Source organism: Paraburkholderia aromaticivorans, assembly GCF_012689525.1.
GTDB lineage: Bacteria > Pseudomonadota > Gammaproteobacteria > Burkholderiales > Burkholderiaceae > Paraburkholderia > Paraburkholderia aromaticivorans_A.
The window spans coordinates 1643758-1667581 of sequence record NZ_CP051515.1; the positions used below are offsets into that span (position 1 = coordinate 1643758).

The 23824-nt window shown below is 64.5% G+C and carries 20 protein-coding genes and 2 riboswitches; of the genes, 17 read left to right on the top strand and 3 right to left on the bottom strand.

Going from position 1 to position 23824, the window contains the following annotated elements; genetic code table 11:
* Positions 1-184 precede the first annotated feature (184 nt).
* From atzF (HF916_RS19290) to HF916_RS19330, 9 genes are all read left to right on the top strand, one after another.
* Positions 185-2032 carry an allophanate hydrolase gene (gene atzF, locus HF916_RS19290; protein ID WP_168792071.1) on the top strand — a complete coding sequence of 616 codons (1848 nt, stop codon included), beginning with the start codon at positions 185-187 and terminating at the stop codon, positions 2030-2032.
* Between the two features lie 23 nt (positions 2033-2055).
* The gene (locus HF916_RS19295) at positions 2056-3153 is read left to right on the top strand and encodes a BMP family ABC transporter substrate-binding protein (protein WP_168790455.1); all 1098 of its coding nucleotides are present in this window, start codon (positions 2056-2058) and stop codon (positions 3151-3153) included.
* Positions 3154-3227: 74 nt separating this feature from the next.
* Positions 3228-4343 (top strand): ABC transporter permease, encoded by a 1116-nt coding sequence (locus tag HF916_RS19300; RefSeq protein WP_168790456.1) that lies wholly within the window; start codon positions 3228-3230, stop codon positions 4341-4343.
* Entirely contained in the window at positions 4336-5262 is a 927-nt protein-coding gene (locus HF916_RS19305; protein ID WP_168790457.1) for an ABC transporter permease, read from the top strand. The genes HF916_RS19300 and HF916_RS19305 overlap by 8 nt, the downstream gene beginning before the upstream one ends.
* Before the next feature lie 61 nt (positions 5263-5323).
* Positions 5324-6016: a biuret amidohydrolase gene (gene biuH / locus HF916_RS19310; RefSeq protein WP_168790458.1), complete on the top strand. Its 693-nt coding sequence runs from the start codon at positions 5324-5326 to the stop codon at positions 6014-6016.
* A gap of 2 nt (positions 6017-6018) precedes the next feature.
* On the top strand, positions 6019-7629 hold the full coding sequence (locus HF916_RS19315; RefSeq protein ID WP_206001914.1) for an ABC transporter ATP-binding protein: 1611 nt from the start codon (positions 6019-6021) through the stop codon (positions 7627-7629).
* A complete protein-coding gene (locus HF916_RS19320) occupies positions 7626-8321 on the top strand; it encodes a cysteine hydrolase family protein (RefSeq protein WP_168790459.1) in 696 nt (231 codons plus the stop codon). Before HF916_RS19315 ends, HF916_RS19320 begins: the two co-directional genes overlap by 4 nt.
* The gene (hpxZ, locus tag HF916_RS19325; RefSeq protein WP_168790460.1) at positions 8312-8707 is read left to right on the top strand and encodes an oxalurate catabolism protein HpxZ; all 396 of its coding nucleotides are present in this window, start codon (positions 8312-8314) and stop codon (positions 8705-8707) included. The genes HF916_RS19320 and hpxZ overlap by 10 nt, the downstream gene beginning before the upstream one ends.
* A 35-nt stretch (positions 8708-8742) precedes the next feature.
* Positions 8743-9474, top strand: a complete 732-nt coding sequence (locus HF916_RS19330) for a GntR family transcriptional regulator (protein WP_168790461.1) — start codon at positions 8743-8745, stop codon at positions 9472-9474.
* Positions 9475-9504: 30 nt separating this feature from the next.
* On the opposite strand, the gene HF916_RS19335 is transcribed toward HF916_RS19330, so the two are convergent.
* The 3 genes from HF916_RS19335 to HF916_RS19345 all read right to left on the bottom strand — a co-directional run bounded on the left by HF916_RS19335 (position 9505) and on the right by HF916_RS19345 (position 12550).
* Positions 9505-10548 (bottom strand): rod shape-determining protein, encoded by a 1044-nt coding sequence (locus tag HF916_RS19335; protein WP_168790462.1) that lies wholly within the window; start codon positions 10546-10548, stop codon positions 9505-9507.
* A 157-nt stretch (positions 10549-10705) separates the two neighbouring features.
* Entirely contained in the window at positions 10706-11773 is a 1068-nt protein-coding gene (locus HF916_RS19340) for an ABC transporter substrate-binding protein (RefSeq protein ID WP_168790463.1), read from the bottom strand.
* Positions 11774-11936: 163 nt separating this feature from the next.
* Positions 11937-12074, bottom strand: a riboswitch (guanidine-I (ykkC/yxkD leader).
* 107 nt (positions 12075-12181) lie between these two features.
* Entirely contained in the window at positions 12182-12550 is a 369-nt protein-coding gene (locus HF916_RS19345) for a MarR family transcriptional regulator (RefSeq protein WP_168790464.1), read from the bottom strand.
* A gap of 156 nt (positions 12551-12706) precedes the next feature.
* Here HF916_RS19345 and HF916_RS19350 point away from each other — a divergent pair, with 156 nt between their 5' ends.
* The 8 genes from HF916_RS19350 to HF916_RS19385 all read left to right on the top strand — a co-directional run bounded on the left by HF916_RS19350 (position 12707) and on the right by HF916_RS19385 (position 23743).
* The gene (locus tag HF916_RS19350; RefSeq protein WP_168790465.1) at positions 12707-13627 is read left to right on the top strand and encodes a sugar phosphate isomerase/epimerase family protein; all 921 of its coding nucleotides are present in this window, start codon (positions 12707-12709) and stop codon (positions 13625-13627) included.
* A 9-nt stretch (positions 13628-13636) separates the two neighbouring features.
* Entirely contained in the window at positions 13637-14680 is a 1044-nt protein-coding gene (locus HF916_RS19355; RefSeq protein ID WP_168790466.1) for an isopenicillin N synthase family dioxygenase, read from the top strand.
* Between the two features lie 473 nt (positions 14681-15153).
* Positions 15154-15286, top strand: a riboswitch (guanidine-I (ykkC/yxkD leader).
* 57 nt (positions 15287-15343) lie between these two features.
* Complete coding sequence (locus tag HF916_RS19360) at positions 15344-16099, top strand: urea amidolyase associated protein UAAP1 (protein WP_168790467.1); 756 nt, start codon at positions 15344-15346, stop codon at positions 16097-16099.
* Positions 16100-16110: 11 nt separating this feature from the next.
* Complete coding sequence (locus HF916_RS19365; RefSeq protein WP_168790468.1) at positions 16111-16767, top strand: urea amidolyase associated protein UAAP2; 657 nt, start codon at positions 16111-16113, stop codon at positions 16765-16767.
* Entirely contained in the window at positions 16764-20360 is a 3597-nt protein-coding gene (uca, locus tag HF916_RS19370; RefSeq protein ID WP_168790469.1) for an urea carboxylase, read from the top strand. The genes HF916_RS19365 and uca overlap by 4 nt, the downstream gene beginning before the upstream one ends.
* Positions 20357-21811 carry an allophanate hydrolase gene (atzF, locus tag HF916_RS19375; RefSeq protein ID WP_168792073.1) on the top strand — a complete coding sequence of 485 codons (1455 nt, stop codon included), beginning with the start codon at positions 20357-20359 and terminating at the stop codon, positions 21809-21811. The genes uca and atzF (HF916_RS19375) overlap by 4 nt, the downstream gene beginning before the upstream one ends.
* Positions 21798-22769, top strand: a complete 972-nt coding sequence (locus HF916_RS19380) for an ABC transporter permease (RefSeq protein WP_168790470.1) — start codon at positions 21798-21800, stop codon at positions 22767-22769. Before atzF (HF916_RS19375) ends, HF916_RS19380 begins: the two co-directional genes overlap by 14 nt.
* Before the next feature lie 59 nt (positions 22770-22828).
* Positions 22829-23743, top strand: coding sequence for an ABC transporter ATP-binding protein (locus HF916_RS19385; RefSeq protein WP_168790471.1), 915 nt, complete (start codon positions 22829-22831; stop codon positions 23741-23743).
* Positions 23744-23824 lie beyond the last annotated feature (81 nt).

Below are 23824 nucleotides of genomic sequence, written 5' to 3' on the forward strand. Positions count from 1 at the left end.
TTCGGGCGGGGTGTTTTCAGCAGCGCTTCGCGCGCGGCCGATCGGATGGAAGAGCCCCGCCCGGCAAGGGTTTGAAGCAGTTTATCGCGGCTAAACAAGCACTTGGCATAGCTCCTGCTAAGTTGAGTCCAAACTTGTATTCAAGATTGAACTCAAGGAAAAACAGGTGCCTATTTCTTCACCCATGACGGTCAAAGGTCTGCTCGCGGCATACGCTGCAGGGAGCCTGACGCCGACCGAAGCCGTGTCGTCGGCGCTGGCGCGAATCGACAAGATCGAGCGGCCGGAAGTCTGGATTCTGCGCGTGCCGGCAGCCGACGTGCAGGCACGCGCGCAAGCGCTCGCAGCGTTATACGACGCGCAGGGTAGCGCCGTATTCGAACAGATGCCGCTCTTCGGCGTGCCGTTCGCCGTCAAGGACAATATCGACGTCGCCGGCTTGCCGACTACGGCCGCTTGCGACTCCTTCGCTTACACGCCGGACACGTCGGCGTTCGCCGTGCAGCGGCTCATCGATGCCGGCGCCATCCTGATCGGCAAGACCAATCTCGATCAGTTCGCCACCGGCCTCGTCGGTACACGTTCGCCGTTTGGCGCCGTGCGGCACAGCGAGTCGCCGCTGCGCGTGTCGGGTGGTTCGAGTTCGGGCTCGGCGGTCGCGGTGGCGACGGGTTGCGTGGCGTTTTCGCTCGGCACCGACACCGCGGGTTCCGGCCGTGTGCCGGCCGGATTCAATGGGCTGGCCGGTCTGAAACCTTCGCTGGGACTGGTCAGCAAACGTGGCGTGGTGCCCGCGTGCCGAAGCCTCGATACGATCTCGGTGTTCGCCCACGACGTCGACGATGCCTGGCGCGTGCTCAGCGAAATCGCCTGCTTCGACTCGCTCGACGGCTACTCGCGCAAGGTGCCGAGCCTTGGCCTGCTGCGTTCGGCTCCGCGCATCGGCGTGCCGGAGCGATTGGAGTTTTACGGCGACGCTATCGCGAGCCTGGCGTTTTCAACCGCATTCGACACGCTCACGACGCAGATCCATCTGCCAACGCAAGCGATCGACTTCGAGCCGCTCAAAGCGGTCTCCGCCTTGCTCTACGACGGCCCCTGGGTCGCGGAGCGGCGCGCGGCGCTCGGCACGTTCTTCGAAACCCATCACGAAGCGATCGATGCGGTCGTGGCCAAAGTGATCGGCAAGGCCGAGCAGTTCAGCGCCGCCGATGCCTTCAACGGCCAGTACGCGCTAGCCGATCTGAAGCGGCACGCCGAAGCGCTGTTCGAAACCATCGACATCCTGATCGTGCCCACCACGCCGACGCATCCGCTGATCGCCGACGTGCAGGCCAATCCCGTCGAATTGAACAGCCAGCTTGGCTATTACACCAACTTCGTCAACCTGCTCGATCTCTGCGCGCTGGCCGTGCCGTGTCAGCGGCGCAGCGACGGTTTGCCCGCCGGCGTCACGCTGATCGCACCGAGCGGCGCCGACCGCCGTCTCGCCGAACTGGGCGCGCGGATTCAGGCGTTGTTCGCGGACACCACCGAAATCGTCGAGGCATCAACAACAACGGCCACGCTCATCCAGCCGCTGCCGTTCCAGGAGCCCACCGTCACCCTCGCGGTGGTTGGCGCGCATCTGCGTGGCCAGCCGTTGAACTGGCAACTCCAGGAAGCCGGCGCGCGTTTCGTGAAAGCGACGCACACGGCACCCGGCTACCAGCTCTACGCGCTCGCCAACACCCAGCCGCCGAAGCCCGGCCTCGTGCGTTCAACGCAACAGCAAGGCCAGCCGATCGCCATCGAACTCTGGGAAGTGCCGCTGCGCAGCTTCGGCCAATTCGTCGCCGACGTGCCCGCGCCGCTCGGCATCGGCACGTTGCAACTCGCCGACGGCCACAGCGTGAAGGGCTTCATCTGCGAGCCGTCGGCGGTAAGCGAGGACAGCGGCGCGCTCGACATCACGTCGTTCGGCGGCTGGCTCGCGTATCTCGCCAGCCTCAAGGCCAACCCGCAAGCCGATACCCAGGCCAACGCTCTTTAACCTTCGATCAGGAATTGGACACCATGACCAGCCGCCGCAATTTCATCAAGAGCGCCAGCCTGTTGACGCTCGGCAATATTCTGCCCATCCAGTCGGTGTTCGCCGCGCCGAAGACCACCGTCGGCGTGATCTACGTCGGCGCGCGCGGCGACTACGGCTACAACCAGGCGCAGGCACAAGCCGCCGCGGTGATCAAGAAAATGCCCGACGTGAAAGTAGTGGAAGAAGAGAACGTGCCCGAAACCATCGCCGTGCAGAAGACCATGGAAGCGATGATCGAACAGGACGGCGCGACGCTCATCTTCGCGACCTCGTTCGGCTACTTCGACCCGCACGTGCTGAAGATGGCGGCGAAGTATCCGAAGGTGCGATTCGCCCATTGCGGTGGCTTGTGGAAGCAGGGCAACCCGTCGAACATCACCAGCTATTTCGGCTATATCGACGAATGCCAGTACCTGAACGGCGTGGTCGCCGGCCATATGACGAAGAGCAAGAAACTCGGCTTCGTCGCGGCCAAGCCCATTCCGCAGGTGCTGCGCAACATCAATTCGTTCACGCTCGGCGCGCAGTCGGTCGATCCGTCGATCACCACGCAGGTGATTTTCACCGGCGACTGGTCGATGCCGGTGAAGGAAGCCGAAGCCACCAACAGCCTCGTCGATCAAGGGTGCGACGTGCTGACCTGTCACGTCGACGGTCCGAAGGTCGTGGTCGAGACAGCGGAAAAACGCGGCGCGATGAGTTGCGGCTATCACGCGAGCCAGGCCGCGCTCGCGCCCAAGGGTTATCTGACCGGCGCGGAATGGGATTGGGCGACGCCGTACAAGCAACTGGTGACGGGCGCGCAAGCCGGCACGCCGCAACCCAACGTGCTGCGCGGCGGCCTGAAAGAAGGCTTCGTGAAGATGTCGCCGTACGGCGCGAAGGTCACGGCCGCCGCGAAGCAGAACGCCGACTCGATCAGAAGCAGCATGGTGGCCGGCAACTTCGTGATCTTCAAAGGCCCGATGAAGGACAACAAGGGCGGCACGGCGATCGCCTCGGGCGCGAGCCACAACCAGACCGACTACACGCTCGAAAGCATGAACTATCTGGTCGCGGGCGTCGTCGGCCAGATCTGATGACGGCGATGTTGGCTTGACGATGTTTGTGTGGCGAGTTTGCGTGACGAATTTGCGTGGATCAAGGAGCCGTGATGCGCCCCAATGCCTCTGCCGCGAGAGTGATGCTCTCGCTCCTGCCCGCGCTGCCGACCGTGCTGGCGGTGCTCGGCACCTTGCTGCTGTTCTCGCTGTTTCTGCTGGTGCAGGGACAACCGGCGCCCGACGCGATCGCGCTGATTTTCCAGGGCGCGTTCGGCTCGTCGTTCGCCTGGCAAAGCACCTTACTGCGCGCCGCGCCGCTGATGCTCACAGCCTTGTGTGTGGCATTGCCAGCACAGGTCGGGTTGATCGTGATCGGCGGCGAGGGCGCGCTTGCGCTGGGCGGCATGTGCGCCGCCATCGTCCCGCAGATGTTGCCGCATAACACGCCCTGGCTTATCGCCACACCGTTGATGGCGCTCGCCGGCATGCTCGCCGGTGGCGTCTGGATCGGCGCGGTCGGCGCGTTGCGGCAATGGCGTGGCGTCAACGAGACCATCAGCAGCCTGTTGATGTCGTATATCGCGATCGCCGTGTTCAAGCATCTGGTAGAAGGGCCGCTGCGCGATCCCGCGAGCTTGAACAAACCGTCGACGCTGCCAATACCCGACGCAATGATGATCGGCTCGATCCCCGGCCTCGACACGCATTGGGGATTGGTCTGGGGCGTCGTCGCGTGCATCGCGGCATGGGTGTTCGTGAAGTTCAGCACCAAGGGCTTTGCCATGCGCGTAGTGGGCGGCAGCAATCGCGCCGCGCGTCTGGTCGGCTTGCCGGTCAATGCGCTTGCGCTGACCGCCTGCGTGCTGGGCGGCGCCGCGGCCGGCCTCGGCGGCATGTTCGAAGTTGCGGCGGTGCAGGGCAGCGCGAACGCGTCGCTGCTCGCGGGCTACGGTTACGCGGGCATTCTCGTTGCCTTCGCCGCGCGCCAGAATCCGCTCGCGATCATCGCGTGCGCGCTGATGATCGGCGGCATCGAGGCGAGCGGCAGTCTGCTGCAACGGCGCCTCGATCTGCCCGACGCCACCACGCTCGTCCTGCAAGGGCTGCTGTTCGCCAACCTGCTCGCCTGGGAAGCGCTCGGCGGCCGCATCGCCGCATGGCGCGTGAAATTGCAGGCCGCCGCGCAGACCGATCTCCCCGTGCAACTGGAGCAGACCCATGCCTGATATGCACTCGCCCATCGTCATTTTGTTGCTGTCGCTGTTCGCCGGAGCGATCCGCGTCAGCACGCCTTATCTGTTCGTCAGTCTCGGCGAGTGTCTGACCGAGAAGGGCGGACGCGTGAATCTCGGGCTGGAAGGCATTCTCGTGTCCGGCGCGATGAGCGGTTATGCGGGCGCCTTTTTGAGCGGCTCGCCGTGGATCGGCTTGCTCGCCGCCGGCGCGGTCGGCTTGCTGCTCGGCTGTCTGCACGGTCTTGTGTGCTCGTTGCCACGCGTGTCGGACATCGCCTTCGGCATTGCGTTGATGCTGCTCGGCACCGGACTCGCGTTCTATCTCGGCAAACCTTTTATCGAACCGCAAGCGCCGATGCTGCCGTTCATCGACCTCGGCGCATGGACTTCGTCGCCGCAACTGCATAACGCGCTGCATCTGAATCTGCTGTTCGTGATCGGCGTGGCGCTCGCCTTCGTTTTGCAATGGGGCTTGCGCAATACGCGCTGGGGCATGGTGCTGCGGCTCGTCGGCGATCACGCGGAAACGGCGCGTGCGATGGGCTATCCGCTCACGCGCGTTCGCATCGCCGCGACGGCAGTGGGCGGCGTGTTCGCGGGCGTCGGCGGCGCGTATCTGTCGCTGGTGTATCCGGGAAGCTGGAACGAAGGGCTTTCCAGCGGCCAGGGGCTGATGGCGGTCGCGCTGGTGATCTTCGCGCGCTGGCAGCCGTTGCGCTGTTTGTGGGCCGCGTTGCTGTTCGGCGCTGCAGGCGCGCTCGGTCCGGCGTTGCAGGCGATCGGCGTGACGAGCGGCTACTACCTCTACAACGCCGCGCCGTATGTGCTGACGCTCGTGATCATGATCATCAATTGCCGTCCGGATCGCACGCTGGCGGGCGCGCCAGGCGAGCTGAGCCTGACTCGCTGAGATGTTCGCGCCCATCCAGACTCTGCTGATTTTCATGAACCCAACCCAGGATATTCCGACCATGACCCGATTCATCGAAGCGAGACCCTACCCGTGGCCCTACGACGGCGACCTGCGCCCGGACAACACCGCGCTCGTGATCATCGACATGCAGACGGATTTCTGCGGCCACGGCGGCTATGTCGACAAGATGGGCTACGACCTCTCGCTCACGCGCGCGCCGATCGAGCCGATCCGACACGTGCTGAAAACGATGCGCGAGCAGGGCTTCACGATCATTCACACGCGCGAAGGCCATCGTCCGGATCTCTCCGATCTGCCCGCCAACAAGCGCTGGCGCAGCCGTCGCGCGGGCACCAACGGTGTAGGTATCGGCGACGACGGCCCGTGCGGCAAGATCCTCGTGCGGGGCGAACCGGGCTGGGACATCATCGACGAACTGAAGCCGCTCGCGGGCGAGATCGTCATCGACAAGCCGGGTAAAGGCTCGTTCTGCGCGACCGATCTTGAACTGATTCTGCGCACTCGCGGCATTGAGAATCTGATTCTGACCGGCATCACGACCGATGTCTGCGTGCACACGACCCTACGCGAAGCCAACGACCGCGGTTTCGAATGCACGGTGCTGGCCGACTGCTGCGGCGCCACCGACAAAACCAATCACGACGCCGCCTTGCACATGATCACGATGCAAGGCGGCGTGTTCGGCGCGGTGTCGGACTCCGGCGCGCTGTTGCAAACGCTAGGTGGATGATCATGTCGACCGTACGGCAAGCTCTCGGTGTTGAAGTGCTGAATGCGAGCAAGTCGTTTGGCGCGTTTCGCGCGCTGGACGGCGTCTCGATCAAGGTCAAGGCCGGCACGATTCACGCGTTGCTCGGCGAGAACGGCGCGGGCAAGAGTACGCTCGTGAAGGGCCTGGTCGGCTACGGCGTGCTCGACGACGGACAGATCGCCGCCGACGGCCGCGAAGTGCTCATCCACTCGCCGCGCGACGCGCAGGCGCTCGGCATCGGCATGGTGTATCAGCATTTCACGCTGGCCTCGGGCCTCTCCGTCGAAGAAAACCTGCTGCTCGCGCGCGGGCAGATGCCGTGGAAAATCGACTGGAAAGCGGAGCGCGCCGCGCTCATCGCATTCATGCAGCGCATGCCGTTCCGCTTGTCGCTCGATGCGCCGGTTGCGTCGCTCGCCGCGGGTGAAAAGCAGAAGCTCGAAATCCTCAAGCAGCTTTATCTGCAGCAGCGTTTCCTGATCCTCGACGAACCAACGTCCGTGCTGACGCCGCAGGAAGCCGACGAAGTACTCGGCCTGATGCGCGACCTGACCACGCGCGGCGAACTGACCGTGCTGATGATCACGCACAAGTTCCGCGAAGTGATGGCCTACGCGGACGACGTCACCGTGTTGCGCAAGGGACGCCAGGTCGGCACCAGTGCGGTGGCGAACACCAGCCGCGACGAACTCGCCGCGTGGATGATGGGCACGGTGGCAACGAAGGACACACCTGTCATGGCTGCCGTGACGGAAGCGCGTGTTCAGCGCAAACCGCTCGACGAATCAGCTCAAGTGCGTCTCGCGCTGCACGACGTATCCGTGGAAGACGATCGCGGCCACACAGCAGTGAAGCACGCGACGCTGTCCGTGCGCGCGGGCGAAATTCTCGGGCTCGCGGGCGTTTCCGGCAACGGCCAGAAGGAACTGGTGGAAGCGCTGGTCGGCCAGCGCCGCGTGAAGACCGGCGACATGCAGGTGGCCGGCAAGCCATACCACGCGACGCGCGAGCAGATGACGCAACGGCGGGTCTTCGCGATCCCCGAAGAGCCGCTGAAAAACGCCTGCGTCGGCGCCATGAGCGTGGCGCAGAATCTCGCGCTGCGCGACTTCGATCGCGAGCCGTTGCGGCGCGGCGGCTGGTGGCTCGATCGCCGCGCCATGCGCGAGCGCGCCGCGCAGTTGATCGGCGAATTCAATGTGCGGCCGCCGGTACCCGAACGCGCGATCGGCACGCTGTCGGGCGGCAATGTGCAACGCGCCGTGCTCGCGCGCGAACTCGGGCAGCCGGTGGATGTGTTGATCGTCGCCAATCCCGTGTTCGGGCTCGACTTCGCGTCGGTGGCCGATATCCATGCGCGTCTGATGGCCGCGCGCGACGCGGGCGCGGCGGTGCTGCTGGTCAGCGAAGACCTCGACGAACTGCTCGAACTCGCGGACCGGATCATGGTGATCGCCGAGGGCGAACTGGTGTTCGAAACACCGGCGGCTCGCGCGGATCGCACCGTGCTCGGCCAGCATATGGCCGGCCACGGCGACACGCCGATGCAACCCGCCGCGCCGGCCGAAAAACTCAGGGAAGCCATCGGATGACATCGACCCACATACAGACCATCGACGCCCAGCCTGGCCCATTCAGCTTCGACTCCGCAAAGACCGCCTTGGTCGTGATCGACATGCAGCGCGATTTCATCGAGCCGGGCGGCTTCGGCGAATCGCTCGGCAACGACGTCTCGCTGCTCGCGGACATCGTGCCGACGGTAGCCGCGTTGCTGGCCTTCGCGCGCAAGCACCACTGGTTCGTCGTGCATACGCGTGAATCGCACGCGGCGGATCTGTCCGACTGCCCGCCGGCCAAACGCCTGCGCGGTGCGCCGAATGCGCGCATCGGCGACGCCGGGCCGATGGGCCGCATCCTGGTTCGCGGCGAGCCCGGCAATGCGATCATCGAACCGCTCGCGCCGCTGGCCGGCGAACTCGTGATCGACAAACCCGGCAAAGGCGCGTTCTATGCGACCCGTCTCGGCGAGGAACTCGCGATACGTGGCGTCACGCATCTGGTGTTTGCCGGCGTGACCACCGAAGTGTGCGTGCAAACCTCGATGCGCGAAGCCAACGACCGCGGCTATGACAGCCTGCTGATCGAGGATGCCACCGCGAGCTATTTCCCCGCGTTCAAACAGGCCACGCTCGACATGGTGCGCTCGCAAGGCGGCATTGTCGGCTGGACCGCGCCACTTTCTTCGTTGATCGAAATCGACGAGACGACCCAAGCATGGAAGTAAATCAGCCCGAAATCGTGGCACAGGTCCACGCGGCGTTCATCGAATACGAGCGCGCGCTGGTCGACAACGACGTCGCGGCAATGAACGCGCTGTTCTGGCACACGACGGAAACGGTGCGCTACGGCATCGCCGAAATCCAGCATGGTGGCGAGGCGATCCGCGCGTGGCGCGAACGCTGCGAGCCGGTGCCGAAATCGCGCAAGCTGCATCGAACCGTGGTGACGACGTTCGGCACCGACTTCGCCACCGTCAGCACCGAATTCACCAGCGACGCCACGCCCTTGCTCGGCCGGCAGATGCAAACGTGGGCGCGGCTCAGTCCCGACGATGGCTGGAAAATCGTCGCTGCGCACGTGAGCCTGATCAATTCTCCGGCCAGCCCATGAAACGCCGATAATAAGAAAAAAGGGACCTTGGCATCATGAACGACGACCCGACGAATCTGCTGGAGACGCCTGCCGCGCCGGCTGCGGCCAACCCGCTTGCCGAGCAGGTGTATCAGCAACTCAAGACCGATATCTTCAGTTTTCGCCTGTTTCCCGGTGACCGTTTTTCGGAGAACGGCATTGCGCAACACTATGGCGTGTCACGCACGCCGATGCGCGACGGCCTGTTTCGTCTGCAACGCGAAGGCTACCTGGAAGTCGGATTCCGGCGCGGCTGGAAAGTGTCGCCGATCAACTTCGACCAGCTCGATCAGCTCTACGATTTGCGCATCGTGCTGGAAGTCGCGGCGGTGGAGCGGGTCGGCGCGGGCGGCGATACCGCGCATGCGGCCGTCGAGGCATTGAAGGCGATCTGGTGCGTCGCGCCCGAGTTGCGCGAGAGCGATCCGGTGAAAATGTTCGGCATGGACGAAAACTTTCACCGGCAACTCGTCGCCGCCACCGGCAACGCGGAAATGCTGCGCGTGCATAACGAAGTGACCGAGCGCATCCGCATCGTGCGGCGGCTCGATTTTCTGAAGCCGCACCGCACCAGCGCGACTTACGACGAGCATTCCACCATGCTCAACCTGATCGAACGCAACCGCCTGACCGAAGCGATCATTCTGCTGCGCGCGCATATCACGCAGAGCAAGCTGGAAGTGCGCAAGATCACGCTGTCGATGCTCGCCGCCGCGCGCGATAGCAAACTGCCGTTCGTGTCGTAAGCGGTTTAAGCGTACCGACGCGTAACAAGCTCACTCGTAAGAAAACGCTCCGCCGAACTTGTCGATGCGTTCGAGCGCCATACCCGAGCCACGCACCACGCAAGTGAGCGGCGCTTCGGCGACGAACACCGGCAAGCCGGTTTCCTCGGCGAGCAGGCGGTCCAGATCGCGTAGTAATGCGCCACCGCCCGCGAGCATGATGCCGCGCTCGGCGATGTCCGCGCCCAGTTCCGGCGGCGTCTGTTCCAGCGCGATCTTTACGGCCGAGACGATCTGGTTCAGCGGATCGGTCAGCGCTTCGAGAATTTCGTTGCTGGACACCGTGAAACTGCGCGGAATGCCTTCGGACATATTGCGGCCCTTGACTTCCATCTCCTTGACCTCGGAGCCCGGAAACGCGGAGCCGATTTCCTTCTTGATCGCTTCGGCCGTTTGCTCGCCGATCAGCATGCCGTAGTTGCGGCGAATGTAGTTGACGATCGCGTCGTCGAACTTGTCGCCGCCCACGCGCACCGAGCCTTTATAGACGATGCCGCCGAGCGAGATCACGCCCACTTCCGTGGTGCCGCCGCCGATATCGACCACCATCGAACCGGTCGGGTCCGAGACCGGCAGGCCCGCGCCAGTGGCCGCGGCCATCGGCTCCTCGATCAGATAGACCTGCGAGGCGCCCGCACTGTGCGCGGCCTCCTTGATCGCGCGCCGCTCCACCTGAGTGGACCCGCACGGCACGCAGATGATGATGCGCGGCGACGGCGCGAACATACGCGACTCGTGCGCCATCTGGATGAAGCGCTTGATCATCTGCTGGGTGATGTTGAAGTCGGCGATCACGCCGTCCTTCATCGGGCGGATCGCCTCGATGTTGCCCGGCACCTTGCCGAGCATCTGTTTTGCTTCCTTGCCGACGGCCAGAATGATCTTCTTGCCGTTCGGACCGCCTTCCTGGCGAATCGAGACCACCGAGGGTTCGTCCAGCACGATGCCCTTGCCGCGCATGTAAATCAGGGTGTTCGACGTGCCGAGGTCGATGGCCAGGTCGTTGGAAAAATAGCCGCGCAGAAAACCGAACATGCAAATTCCTGTCTCTCGGAAGTCGGGCGCAAAGCGCCGCTTGGAGTGCCGCCCGAAGGCGGCAGGCGACCAGTTGACGGTCGGGAGAGACGCAAGAATAACAGTTTCGGGTCCGCGGGCTGTTTAGCGGTTGCGATTACGGCGCCTTGCGGGCCGCTTACTGCGCGTTGGCAAGCGCCGGATCGATATAGGCGCTCACGTTCTGCGACTGTTTGTACACGGCGTTGCGCACGTTGAACTTGTCGGCGTTCACGCTCGAACCGTACACGGAGTCCAGTCCGTCACCCTTGGTGAAGGCCTTTTTCGCGGCCGCGGCGTCGAGCAGGTGCGTGCCTTTCAGCAAGGGCAGGTACTGCGCCGGCGTGAGACCGACCCGCGCCGACATGATCTTGACGGCGTCCGGCTGCGTCTTCGGATCGTTGATATAGGCCACGCAGCGATACCAGACCTTGATCACCTTGGCCCAATCGGCCTTGCGCGATTGCAGGCTGACGGGATTGACCGTGATCGCGTCGTAGATCAGACCGGGGGCGTCGGCGGAGGTGAAGATCGGCCGCGAGCCCGGCACGCGCTTGAGCGCTTCGCCCGCGTTTGGTTGCCAGGCGCCGACCGCGGCGACGTCGCCGGACGAGGCGAGCACCTGCGGCAACTCGTTGGTCTTCGCATTGACGAGCGTGAGGTCCGATTCCTTCAGCGCATGTTTTTCGAGCGCCGTGTCGAGCAGCAGGTGATCGACGAGGCCCATTTCGACGCCGACCTTCTTGCCCTTCAATCCTTCCACCGTGCGTACCGGCGGCTTGGCGACGATCATGTCGTTGCCGCTGGAGTAGTCGGTGAGCAGGATCATCACGTTCTTCGCGCCGCTTGCGCCCGTCACGAGCGCGTCGCCGTTGGTCGCGCCGACCGCGTCGAGTTTGCCGGCGGAAAACGCATCGAGCGACGCGGAGTAGTCGAACCATTGGAAGTTGACGTCCACGCCGGCTTCCTTGAACCAGCCCTTCTCGATGGCGATCTGGAAAGCGACGAAGCCGGGCCAGTCGCTATAGCCGATGGCGAGCGGCGCGGCCGCAGCCTGCGCCGGGCTGGCGGCAGGACCCGCGGCAAGACCGATTGTAAGGACGGCGGCTGCCGCCGCGAGCGCGCCGCGCACGCGCAGGGACGAGGCGAGGCGGGCAGGCGAGGTAAGGAAAGCAGGGGACCTACGAACGGATGCGAAACGTTTCATCGTTTTCTCCAGGAGACCGGTCAATTGCGATTGTTGAGTTGGATCGCGCGGCGACTGCGCGATGAAACAACATGACCGGTACCCGCGAGAGAACCACAACGCGCGGAAACTGCGGGAGACAAACACCGGCCACGGAGAGGCACGATAGACATTGCTATCGCCAATCTCCCGGGCTTTTGTCCCGCCGTGTAGTGGGCTGGCGGTTCGTGCTTGCGATGAAACTCACAATCGAACCGGCCGGCGCACCGGGCTGCTCTCGGACCAGACATTCTCGCGAACCGGAACCCTAGCATCCCTAAGATGCGACGCTGCCGCACCTCTCGGCAAGTTATCTAGCGAGAAATATGCCAGCGGGTTTCACTGCTCATGCCATACGGACGCTTCGACGCGAGCGCCGCGTAGTCGCCGTCAATCCAGCGCCGCGAACCGTTGATGCACATAGGCAAGAAACTGCTCCAGACGCTCCTCGATCGACGCTGCGAGGCTCACCTGCTTGATGCGGCGATCCTCGGCGGAACTCGTCTCCAGCAGCCAGCCGCTGTCGATCAACTCCTGTACGTACCGCACGGCGGTGCGGCGGCTCACGCCCGGCATGAATTCGTAGAGCGCGGTCTTGGCGAAGTAGTCGTCCTGATCCACCCACATGCGGCAGAACAGATCGCTGTAGTTCAGGTCGTTCAGGCCGAGATCGCCGAAATGCGCGGACCACTGCCAGTCCATGTCGAGAATGGCGCGCGCGACGGCTTGCCCCTTGGTACGCGCAATTTTCTTCTTCATCGATTCACCACGAGGAGGAGGGCTGCACAGTTTAAGTGCTAATTGAGCCGAAAATCGGGCGCGCAAAAATAACGCGCGACCCCGTATGGATAGTTTATTGACTCGTGCTTTTACTGTGTAATATTGCATGCAATTTTGCATGTAAATGGAGAGGCAATGAAATTCGAATTGTTCAAGACGTTCTGGGGCTTCGACGGCGGTCCTCGCGATGCGGCGCCACTCGTGCGGGCGGCCGGCTTCGATGGCATCGAAGCGCCGGTGCCGGCCGGCGGCGCGGCGCGCGACGCGTTTGCGCAGGCCATTGCCGACGAAGGCCTGGGTTTCATCGCGGAGATCACGACGGCCGGCAGCTATGTGCCGGAGCGCTCGGCGACGCCGGCCGATCATCTGCGGGACTTCGAGGAGAAGATCGTCTGGGGCAAGCCGCTCGAACCGCGCTTCTTCAACGTGATGGCCGGCTGCGACGCGTGGCCGGCCGCGACCCAGGTGGACTTCTTCGCGCGCGCGGTGGAGATCGCCGCGAAGCACGACGTGATCTGCAGCTTCGAAACCCATCGCGGGCGCTCGTTCTACAACCCGTGGATCACTCGCGACGTCGCGCGCGCCGTGCCCGCGCTCAAGCTGACCTGCGACTTCAGCCATTGGGTGTCGGTGTGCGAGCGGCTGCTCGACAGCGAGTGGGACACGATCCTCGAACTGGCGCCGCATGCGCATCATCTGCATGGACGTGTCGGCTATCCGCAAGGTCCGCAGGTGCCGCATCCGGCCGCGCCCGAGTACGCGGACTGCCTCGCCTCGCATCAGCGGATCTGGGAGGCGCTGTGGACCGCGCAGATCGAGCAGGGCTACACCGTCACGACAATGACGCCGGAGTTCGGCCCCGACGGCTATCTTCACACGCTGCCGTTTACGAACGCGCCGGTGGCCGATCTGTGGGAGATCAATACGTGGATGGGGCGCGAGGAACGGCGCCATCTGGCGGCGTTTCTTGCCGACCGCGAAGGTCGCGGCGGGCGACAAGAGCAAATGCAAACGCAAACGCAAACGCAATCGCAGACCATCGCGCAGCTTGTCTAGGCACCTCTCATGAACCAAACCCATACGAGCTTTCAGCAACTACCCATCGTCGACGTCAGCGGCCTGTTCAGCGATGACGGCGCCCAGCGCCTCGCAACCGCGCGCGAACTCGATCGCGCGGCACGCGAGGCCGGCTTCTTCTATGTCACCGGCCACCAGGTGTCGCGCGCGCAGCAAAGCGCATTGATCGAGCAAGCCAAACGCTTCTTCGCAGCCGAACACGAATGGAAGATGCGCTACTACATCGGCAAGTCGATGGCGCATCGCGGCTATGTGCCCGAAGGCGAGGAAGTTTTCGCGGGCGGCAAGCGCGACAGGAAGGAAGCCTTCGACACCGGCCGCGAACTGCCCGCCGACGACCCCGAGGTGAGCGCCGGCACGCCGATGCTCGGCCCGAATAGCTGGCCGGAACAAGCGGGCTTTCGCGAAGCGGTGGGCGGGTACTACGAAGCGGCGTTCGAACTCGGCCGCGCCTTGTTTCGCGGCTTCTCACTCGCGCTCGGCCTGCCTGAACAGCACTTCGACCCGTATCTGCGCAAGCCGCCGAGCCAATTGCGCCTGATCCACTATCCGCTCGATCCGTCGGCGGAAGACCGGCCTGGCATCGGCGCGCATACCGACTACGAGTGCTTCACGATCCTGCTGCCGACCGCGCCCGGACTCGAAGTGATGAACGGCGAGGGCGAGTGGATCGATGCGCCACCGGTCGAGAACGCGTTCGTCGTGAACATCGGCGACATGCTGGAAGTGTGGACGGGCGGAACCTACGTCGCGACGTCGCATCGCGTGCGCAAGGTGAGGGAGGAGCGCTACTCGTTTCCGCTCTTTTTCGCCTGCGACTATCACACGGTCGTCGCACCGCTGCCGCAGTTCGCGACGCCCGAGGCGGTGGCGAAATACCCGCCCGTGTCGGCGGGCGACCATCTGTTCGCGCAGACGGCGCAGAGCTTCACTTACCTGAAGGAACGTCTCGAACGAGGAGAACTACTGTTGCCCGATGGTTCGAAAGCGTTGGCAAGCTTCGGTCAACAGGCGCGCTATGCGAGCACGTAACTGGATGCCCAAGCCTGAGAGAGAACGCGTTGAGGCCGCATAGCAGAGCTTCGACGCGCAGCCTCACGACAACAACGCCGCTCTGACTACGAGCGGCGCTGTTGCTTTTGCAACTCGATGAAACGTGCCGACATCAAGGTGTAAAGCGCGCGTCGAATAGCGGCAAGCGTCGGCATGGTCGTGTGATAAAGGGAGTGGACGTGGCGCATTGATACGCACACACCATGCCATCGCTCGGAGCCCTATCTGGCGTCACGCGGACGCGCGTCGAGCCCAATCGTGGTGCCCGGCGCATCCAACTGGTGCGGATTCACCAACGGCGCTGGTGCGTGAACGATCGGCCCACACATACCTACCGGCCACGCGCATCGCATCCAATCCCTTGCCACACCGCACTCGCCGCATCCTTATCACAACGCTGGCACACAACTCGCTTAGCTACGCAGCGAGAGGTGCGAAGTAATTTGCATCATCTTCAGGATCGCTAGGGTTCCGGTCGTACGCTTTCATGCGCACGATGCCTGGTCCGAGAGCAATCCGGTCTTGCCGCCCACCTTCTTTCAAGGCGCCGGCGAGGCTCCACGGAGGGATAAAAGCCCGGGAGGTCGCGATGTCGGTCAATCGCCCTCTCATGCTTATTCCCAACCGATACCTGGAGCCTCCATGTCGACGCAATCCTCTGTCGATCTCGCACCGATCCCGCATGTGGCGTGGGAAACGGTGATTCCCGCCGGTACGCACTGGTCCGGCGTGCTGCGCCGTGGCATGGCGTTGCGCGTCGTCGATAGTGAAGGCGGCGCGAATCTGGCCGCCGTGTTCTACCGGCACGACGAACCGCTCGAACGCTACAACATGGCCGATACGCTGAAGGCGCAGCACACCGCGCATCTGACGCGCGGCCACGTGCTCTACTCGGACATGGGCCGCGTGCTGGCCTCGATCACCGCCGACACGCTCGGCTGGCATGATCCGCTCGGCGGCGTCGGCGACGCGGAACTGTTCGCGGCGAAATACGGCGTGGCCCGCTATCAACAGCATCGCAATTCGATGATCCGCAACGGCCGCGACAGCCTGCTGCTCGAACTGGCGAAGCACGGTCTCGGCACACGCGACCTCGTCGCCAACCTCAACTTCTTCAGCAAACTCGCGATCGGCGACGACGGCGCGCTCGACTTCGTGGCAGGCCATTCGCCGGCCGGCGCCGCGTTCGATCTGCGCTTCGAAATGGACACGCTCGCCGTGTTTTCGAGCGCGCCGCATCCGCTCGACCCTTCCTCCGAATACGAACCGAAGCCCGTCAAGCTGATCGCGTACCGCGCGTATGCGGCCGACGCCTGCGTACCGGCCGACGATCCCTGCCGCTCGGCGTGCCCGGAGAACGGGCGCGGCTTCGTCAACACCGACCGTCTGTTCGTTTAAGGAGACCCGCGATGCCTATCATCGAAAGCAAACTCGATCACCGTCATGCGGTCTACGACCTCACGCTGCCATCCGGCGAACCGTGGCTGCATGAAGTCAAACGCGGCCAGGTGTTCCGCATTCTCGACCTCGAAGGTAATCAGGCCGTCGACACGCTGTTCTACAACAGCGCCGATCCGCTCGAACGCTATAGCGCGCAGGACACGATCCGCGCGCAACGCAATCTCTACCTGTCCGCCGGCAGCGTGTTGATGTCGAACCTCGGCAAGCCGATGCTGAGCATCGTCGCCGACACTTGCGGCCGCCACGACACGCTCGGCGGTGCTTGCGCCGCCGAGAGCAATACGGTGCGTTACGCGCTCGACAAGCGTCATATGCATAGCTGCCGCGACAGCTTCCTGCATGCGATCACGCATTGCACGTGCGGCGTGGGCACGCAGCTCGGCAAGCGCGACATCGTCAGCAACATCAACTTCTTCATGAACGTGCCGGTGACGGCGCTCGGCCAACTGACTTTCGAGGACGGCATCTCCGCGCCGGGCAAATACGTCGAGATGCGCGCCGAGATGGATGTCACGGTGCTGATTTCGAATTGCCCGCAGTTGAACAATCCGTGCAACGGCTACAACCCGACGCCCGTGCGACTGACGATATGGGACGCCCAATGAGATTCCAAAAAGTCCTCATTGCCAATCGCGGCGAGATTGCTTGCCGTGTGATTCGCACGCTCAAGCGGCTCGGCATTGCGTCGGTCGCGGTGTATTCCGAAGCCGATCGCCACGCCATGCATGTGATGCTCGCCGACGAAGCCGTGTGCATCGGCCCGGCGCTCGCGGCACAGAGCTATCTGAACAGCGCGGCGATTCTCGAAGCGGCGCGCGCGTGCGGCGCCGACGCCGTGCATCCCGGCTACGGTTTTTTGTCCGAAAACGCGGCCTTCGCGCAGGCTTGCGACGACGCCGGAATTCGCTTCATCGGCCCGACGCCGCTACAGATGCGCGAGTTCGGCCTGAAGCATACGGCGCGCGAACTCGCGCAAGCCAACGACGTCGCCTTGCTGCCCGGCACCGGCTTGTTGCCTGACGTAAGCGCGGCACTGCGCGAGGCGGCGTCGATCGGCTATCCCGTGATGCTAAAAAGCACGGCGGGCGGCGGCGGGATCGGCATGTCGCTGTGCCGCGACGCCGCGCAACTGGAAAGCGTGTTTGCGTCGGTCGCACGGCTCGGCGAGGCGAACTTTGCCAACGCGGGTGTGTACGTCGAAAAGTTCGTCGAAAACGCGCGCCATATCGAAGTGCAGATTTTCGGCGATGGCAAAGGCGGCGTGATATCGCTCGGCGAACGCGATTGCTCGGTGCAGCGGCGCAACCAGAAGGTGATCGAGGAGACGCCCGCGCCTGGGCTTACGAACGCGGAACGCAGCGCGCTGCATGCGAGCGCCGTGCGTCTCGCCCAGGCGGTGAAGTACAAATCCGCGGGTACGGTAGAGTTCGTTTTCGATGCCGACACGCGCCGTTTCTATTTCCTCGAAGTGAACACGCGATTGCAGGTCGAGCATTGCGTGACGGAAGAAGTCACGGGTATCGATCTGGTCGAGTGGATGGTCCGCGAGGCCGAAGGCGAACTCGCGCCGCTCGATACGCTGGCGCCCGTGCCGCAAGGCGCGAGCATCCAGGTGCGGCTGTACGCGGAAGACCCGCACAAGCAGTTTCAGCCGAGTGCGGGCCTGCTGACGCATGTCGCGTTCGCCGCCGACGCGCGGGTCGAGACGTGGGTCGATTCCGGCACGGAAGTCAGCGCGTTCTACGATCCGTTGCTCGCCAAGCTGATCGTCAAAGGCGCGACGCGCGAGGCCGCGCTCGCTGCGCTGCGTGCCGCACTGGAACAAACGCAGTTGTACGGCATCGAGACCAACCTCGACTATCTGCGCGCCATTGCCGGGTCGGCGACGTTTGCGCGCGCTGAGCAGACCACCGCGTTCCTCGGGCGCTTCATGTTCGCGCCGCATACCATCGACGTGCTTGACGGCGGCGTGCAGACCACCGTGCAGCAGACGCCAGGGCGCACGGGCTACTGGGACATCGGCGTGCCGCCGTCGGGCCCGATGGACGATCTGTCGTTCCGACTCGCCAACGAACTGCTCGGCAATCCCGCCGACGCCGCGGGCCTCGAATGCGCGATGGTCGGCGCCACGCTGCGCTTCAACACCGCGACGCTTTTCGTGCTGGGCGGCGCGCCGCTCGCCGCCACGCTCGACGGCGCACCGCTCACGTTGTGGCAAGTCACGCGCGCGCCGGCGGGTTCGGTGCTCAAGCTCTGCGGCGTGACGGGCGCCGGCATGCGCGCGTGTCTCGCGTTGAAGGGCGGCTTGCAAGTGCCGGACTATCTGGGCAGCAAGGCGACCTTCACGCTCGGCCAGTTCGGCGGCCACGCGGGGCGCGCATTGCGCAAGGGCGACGTGCTGCATCTCGCCGACGGCGCGGGCTCGGGCGAAGCGGGGGCGCAACTGGACGCGGCGCGTGTGCCGGTCCTGACGCACGACTGGGCGCTCGGCGTGCTCGACGGCCCGCACGGCGCGCCCGATTTCTTCACGCCCGACGACATCGCGATGCTCTACGGCACGCGCTGGACCGTGCACTACAACTCCAGCCGCACGGGCGTGCGGCTGATCGGCCCGAAGCCGCAATGGGCGCGCACGGACGGCGGCGAGGCGGGGCTGCATCCGTCGAACATTCACGACAACGCGTACGCGGTCGGTGCAGTGGATTTCACCGGCGATATGCCCGTAATTCTCGGCCCTGACGGTCCGAGCCTCGGCGGTTTCGTGTGTCCGGTCACGGTGGTGGGCGAAGAGTTATGGAAGCTCGGCCAACTGCGTCCGGGCGATACGGTGCGCTTCGAACGGGTGCCGGTCAAAGCGGTGCAACGCTCGCCGCTCGCCAGCGAAGCGGCCCACGATTGCATCCTCTATCGCGACCCGACAGCAGGCGAGGGCACCGGCGTGGTCTATCGCCGTTCCGGCGATCAGAACGTGCTGATCGAATACGGTCCGCTCGTGCTCGACCTGAACCTGCGCTTTCGCGTGCATGCATTGATGCACTGGCTCGACGCGCACCGGTTGCCGGGCATCATCGATCTGACGCCGGGCATCCGTTCATTGCAGGTGCATTTCGATCACCGCATGCTGTCGCACGACACCTTGCTCGCCCATCTGCAGCAAGCCGAGCGCGAACTGCCCGCCGTGGACGCGATGCGCGTGCCGAACCGCATCGTGCATCTGCCGCTCTCGTGGGACGACCCGTCGACGCGAATCGCGATCGAGCGCTACATGCAATCCGTGCGTCCCGACGCGCCGTGGTGCCCGAGCAATATCGAGTTCATTCGCCGCATCAACGGGCTGAATAGCATCGACGACGTGAAGCGCATCGTGTTCGACGCGCGCTACCTCGTCATGGGTCTCGGCGACGTCTATCTCGGCGCGCCGGTCGCGACGCCGCTCGATCCGCGTCACCGGCTCGTCACCACCAAGTACAACCCGGCGCGCACGTGGACGCCGGAGAACGCGGTAGGCATCGGCGGCGCGTATCTGTGCGTGTACGGCATGGAGGGGCCGGGCGGCTATCAGTTCGTCGGCCGTACCGTGCAGATGTGGAACCGCTATCGCACGACGCGCGAGTTCGAGGCGGGCAAGCCCTGGCTGCTGCGCTTCTTCGATGAGATCCGTTTCTACGAAGTCAGCGAGGCCGAGCTGGCCGAACTGCGCACGGATTTCATCGCGGGCCGCGCGAGTCTGAAGATCGAGGAGTCCGTGTTCGACCTGGGTGCGTATAACCGCTTCCTGAAGGACGAAGCCGACTCGATCGCCACCTTCAAAAGTACGCAGCAAGCTGCTTTCGACGCGGAACGCGAGCGCTGGGATGCGGCTGGACATGCTGAATACGTCGGCGAAACGGATGGCGATGCAGCCACTGCCGGCAACCTGGCGAACGACGCGCTGGCGGCCGGCCAGCAAGGCATTGTCGCCGACGTGTCGGGCAGCGTGTGGAAGCTGCTCGTCAAGGAAGGCGAACGGGTCGGCGACGGGCAGGTGCTCGCGATCGTCGAGTCGATGAAGATGGAAATTTCCGTCACCGCGAGCGGCGACGGCGTCATCGAAACGATCGACTGCGCGGAAGGCGCGGCGGTCGTCGCAGGTCAACGATTGATGGTGATGCGCGCCGGCGTTGCAGCCGACGCCACCGAGGAGGTTACGTGCAAATGAAATCCCACGACGATCTGTTCCAGTCCATGTCGATTGCCGCGCTGCGGGCGCGCTATCGCGCCGGCAGCCTCACGCCGGCGCAACTGGTGGAAGCCATCGCCGCGCGCACGTCGGGCGACGATCCGCACCACGCATGGATCCGCCCATTGAGCCGCAACGAGATGATGCGTTACGCCGATGCGCTCGAAGGCCGGGACATGGACACCTTGCCGCTCTACGGCGTGCCGTTCGCCATCAAGGACAACATCGACCTGGCCGGCATTCCGACCACCGCCGCCTGTCCCGCCTATGCGTACACGCCGACGGCCAGCGCGCCGGTGGTCGCGCGCCTGATCGCCGCCGGCGCGATCCCGGTCGGCAAGACCAATCTCGACCAGTTCGCCACGGGTTTGTCCGGCCAGCGTTCGCCGCACGGTGCGTGCCGCAACGCGCTCGATCCGCGCTACGCGTCGGGCGGATCGAGTTCTGGTTCGGCGGTATCGGTCGCGCTCGGGCTGGCGGCGTTTTCGCTGGGCACCGACACGGCAGGATCGGGACGCGTGCCCGCTGCATTCCACGGCCTGTTCGGACTGAAGCCGACCAAGGGCGTGCTGAGCACGCTCGGCGTGGTGCCGGCGTGCAAATCGCTCGACTGCGTGTCGATCTTCGCGCGCTCGGTGGACGACGCGCAGAGCGTGTTCGATGCCGCGCGCGGCGTGGCGCCGAGTGATCCTTATGCGCGCGAATTCCAGCCGCCGCCGGGTGCCGCGCAGCTTGGCGCGCAACCGTCGCTGCGCGGTGTGCGCTTCGGCGTGCCGCGCGCGAACCAGCTCGAATTTTTCGGCGACACTTCGTACGCGCACGCTTTCGATGCCTCGCTCACGCGTTTGCGCGCAGCCGGCGCCGAACTGGTCGAGATCGACTTCGAGCCGTTCCTTGCCACCGCGCGGCTGCTTTACGAAGGGCCGTGGGTGGCGGAGCGGCTCGCGGCGATCCGCGAGTTCGTGGAGACGCAGCCCGACGCGCTGCATCCGGTGATCCGCGAGATCATCGGCGGCGCGGCGCGCTGGAGCGCGGCCGATGCGTTCGCCGCGTTCGACCGCCTCGCGTTGCTGCGCATGCAGGCGGCGCAAGTCTGGCAGCGGATCGACGCCATCGTCACGCCGACGTCGGCGACGACCGCCACCGTCGACGAACTGGAAGCGGACCCGATCCGCGTGAATTCGCGCTTCGGCTACTACACGAACTTCGTCAACCTGCTCGATCTGGCCGCGCTGGCGGTGCCGGCCGGCGTCTGCACGGTCGGCAAACATGCGGGCTTGCCGTTCGGCGTGACCTTCGTCGCGCGCGCGCATGAAGACATCGTGCTGCTCGATCTGGCGCGCGCGTGGCTCGACGAAACGACCGCCGCTTCAGGGTCCGCACACGGCGCAAGCGCATTCAGCCTCGGAGAATCACATGGCAGTCATTGACAGAACCGAATGGTTCGCGGTGCGCCGCGAACTCTCCGTCCGCGGTAAATGGCTGTTGGGCGCGGGCTCGTTCCTGTTGCCGCTCTTCGTCTGGTGCCTGGTCAGCTACGTGCCGTTCATCTGGCATCCGCAGGTGCTGATCGAGAGTCCGGGCAGCGTCGACTATTTCCAGCCGGGCATGCGTGTCGACAAGGACGTGTTCGCCGACGAACTCGCCCACGCGCGCGATGCCCATGCGGCGTTGCCGGCCGGCGAACCGGTCAACCCGGTCTATCTGCCCGCGCCCCATGAAGTGCTGCGCGCGTTCTACACCGCGTTCACCACGCCGCCCGCATCGCGCGACGGCGTATGGCTGCATCAGAGCCTGTGGCACAGCATTCAGGTGATCTTCTGGGGCTTCGTGCTGTCGTCCGTGATCGGTGTGCCGATCGGCATCGTGTGCGGCACGTACAGCGCGATCGCGCGCTTGCAGGAGCCGTTCTTCGAGTTCTTCCGCTACTTGCCGGCGCCCGCGTTCGGCGCGCTGATGGTGGCGATCCTGGGCATTTACGACGGCCCGAAGATCGCGATCATCGTGATCGGCACATTGTTCCAGCAGGTGCTGATCGTGGCCAACACCACCCGCAAGCTCGAGTACAGCCTGTTCGAAGCCGCCATGACGCTCGGCACGAAGAAGTTCAAGCTGCTCACCCATGTGGTGATTCCCGGCATCCTGCCGGACCTGTACCGCGACCAGCGCATTCTGCTCGGCTGGGCATGGACGTATCTGATCGTGGCGGAACTGGTGGGCACCAGCTCCGGCATCACCTGGTACATCACGCAGCAGGCGCGCTACCAGCATTTCGACAACGTCTACGCGGCAATCATGATGATCGGCATCATCGGCCTGGGCACCGATCTCGTGCTGGCCTTTCTCGGCCGCAAGCTGTTTCCGTGGGACCGCACGCTCAAGACGTAGCGGACGGCTTCGTGACACGGCTTATCGCATGCACCGCACCGCATTCAAAGGATTCCATCATGTTAAATCCGCAACCCGTTCCGTCGTACCTGATCCAGTCCGAAGCGGTACGCGAGCGTTTCGACCGTCTGAAGTCGCGCGAAGTGATTCTGGAGGTACGCGACCTCGGCAAGCGCTTCGAGACGCCCCAAGGCGAGTGCACGGCGCTCGACGGCATCAGCTTCAAGACGCACCGGCGCGAGTTCGTCTGCGTGATCGGACCGTCGGGCTGCGGCAAGTCCACGCTGATCCGCATTCTTGCCGGCCTGGAGGCGCAGACGAGCGGCAGCGTGCTGCTCGACGGCAAACCGGTGCGGGGCCCGGGTGCTGACCGCGGCATGGTGTTTCAGGGCTACACGCTGTTTCCGTGGCTGACGGTCAAGAAAAATGTCATGTTCGGTCTCAAGATGAACGGCCACAGCACCCTGCATGCGGAACGCGAGGCGCTGCAATGGCTCGATCTGGTCGGTCTGACGAAATTCGCCAACGCCTATCCGCATCAGTTGTCGGGCGGCATGAAGCAGCGCGTGGCGATTGCCCGCGCACTCGCCAACCGGCCGCGCATTCTGCTGATGGACGAACCCTTCGGCGCGCTCGACGCGCAAACGCGCGCGAAGATGCAAGCGCACCTGCTCGATATCTGGCGCAACATCGACGTGACTGTGCTGTTCATCACGCACGATCTGGACGAGGCGATCTTTCTCGCCGACCGCATTCTGGTGCTGAAGGCGAATCCCGGCGAGGTGCAGGAGTTGATCGAAGTGCCGGTGCCTCGGCCGCGCGATTACTCGCAGGTCACGTCGCCGGAGTTTCTGGCGACCAAGGCGCGGCTGGAAGCCTTGATCCATCCGCCCACAGAGACCCGTGACGACGAGGACGACGTCGTCAAACCGCACATGATCCGTATGACCGATGTAGCGGACAACGTCGAATAGATCGCAGCGCTTGCGGCTCTGTGCTGCGGCGCCGCATGCGAGTGAAGGCGCCGGCCACGCAAGATTCGTCGCAAACGCGCG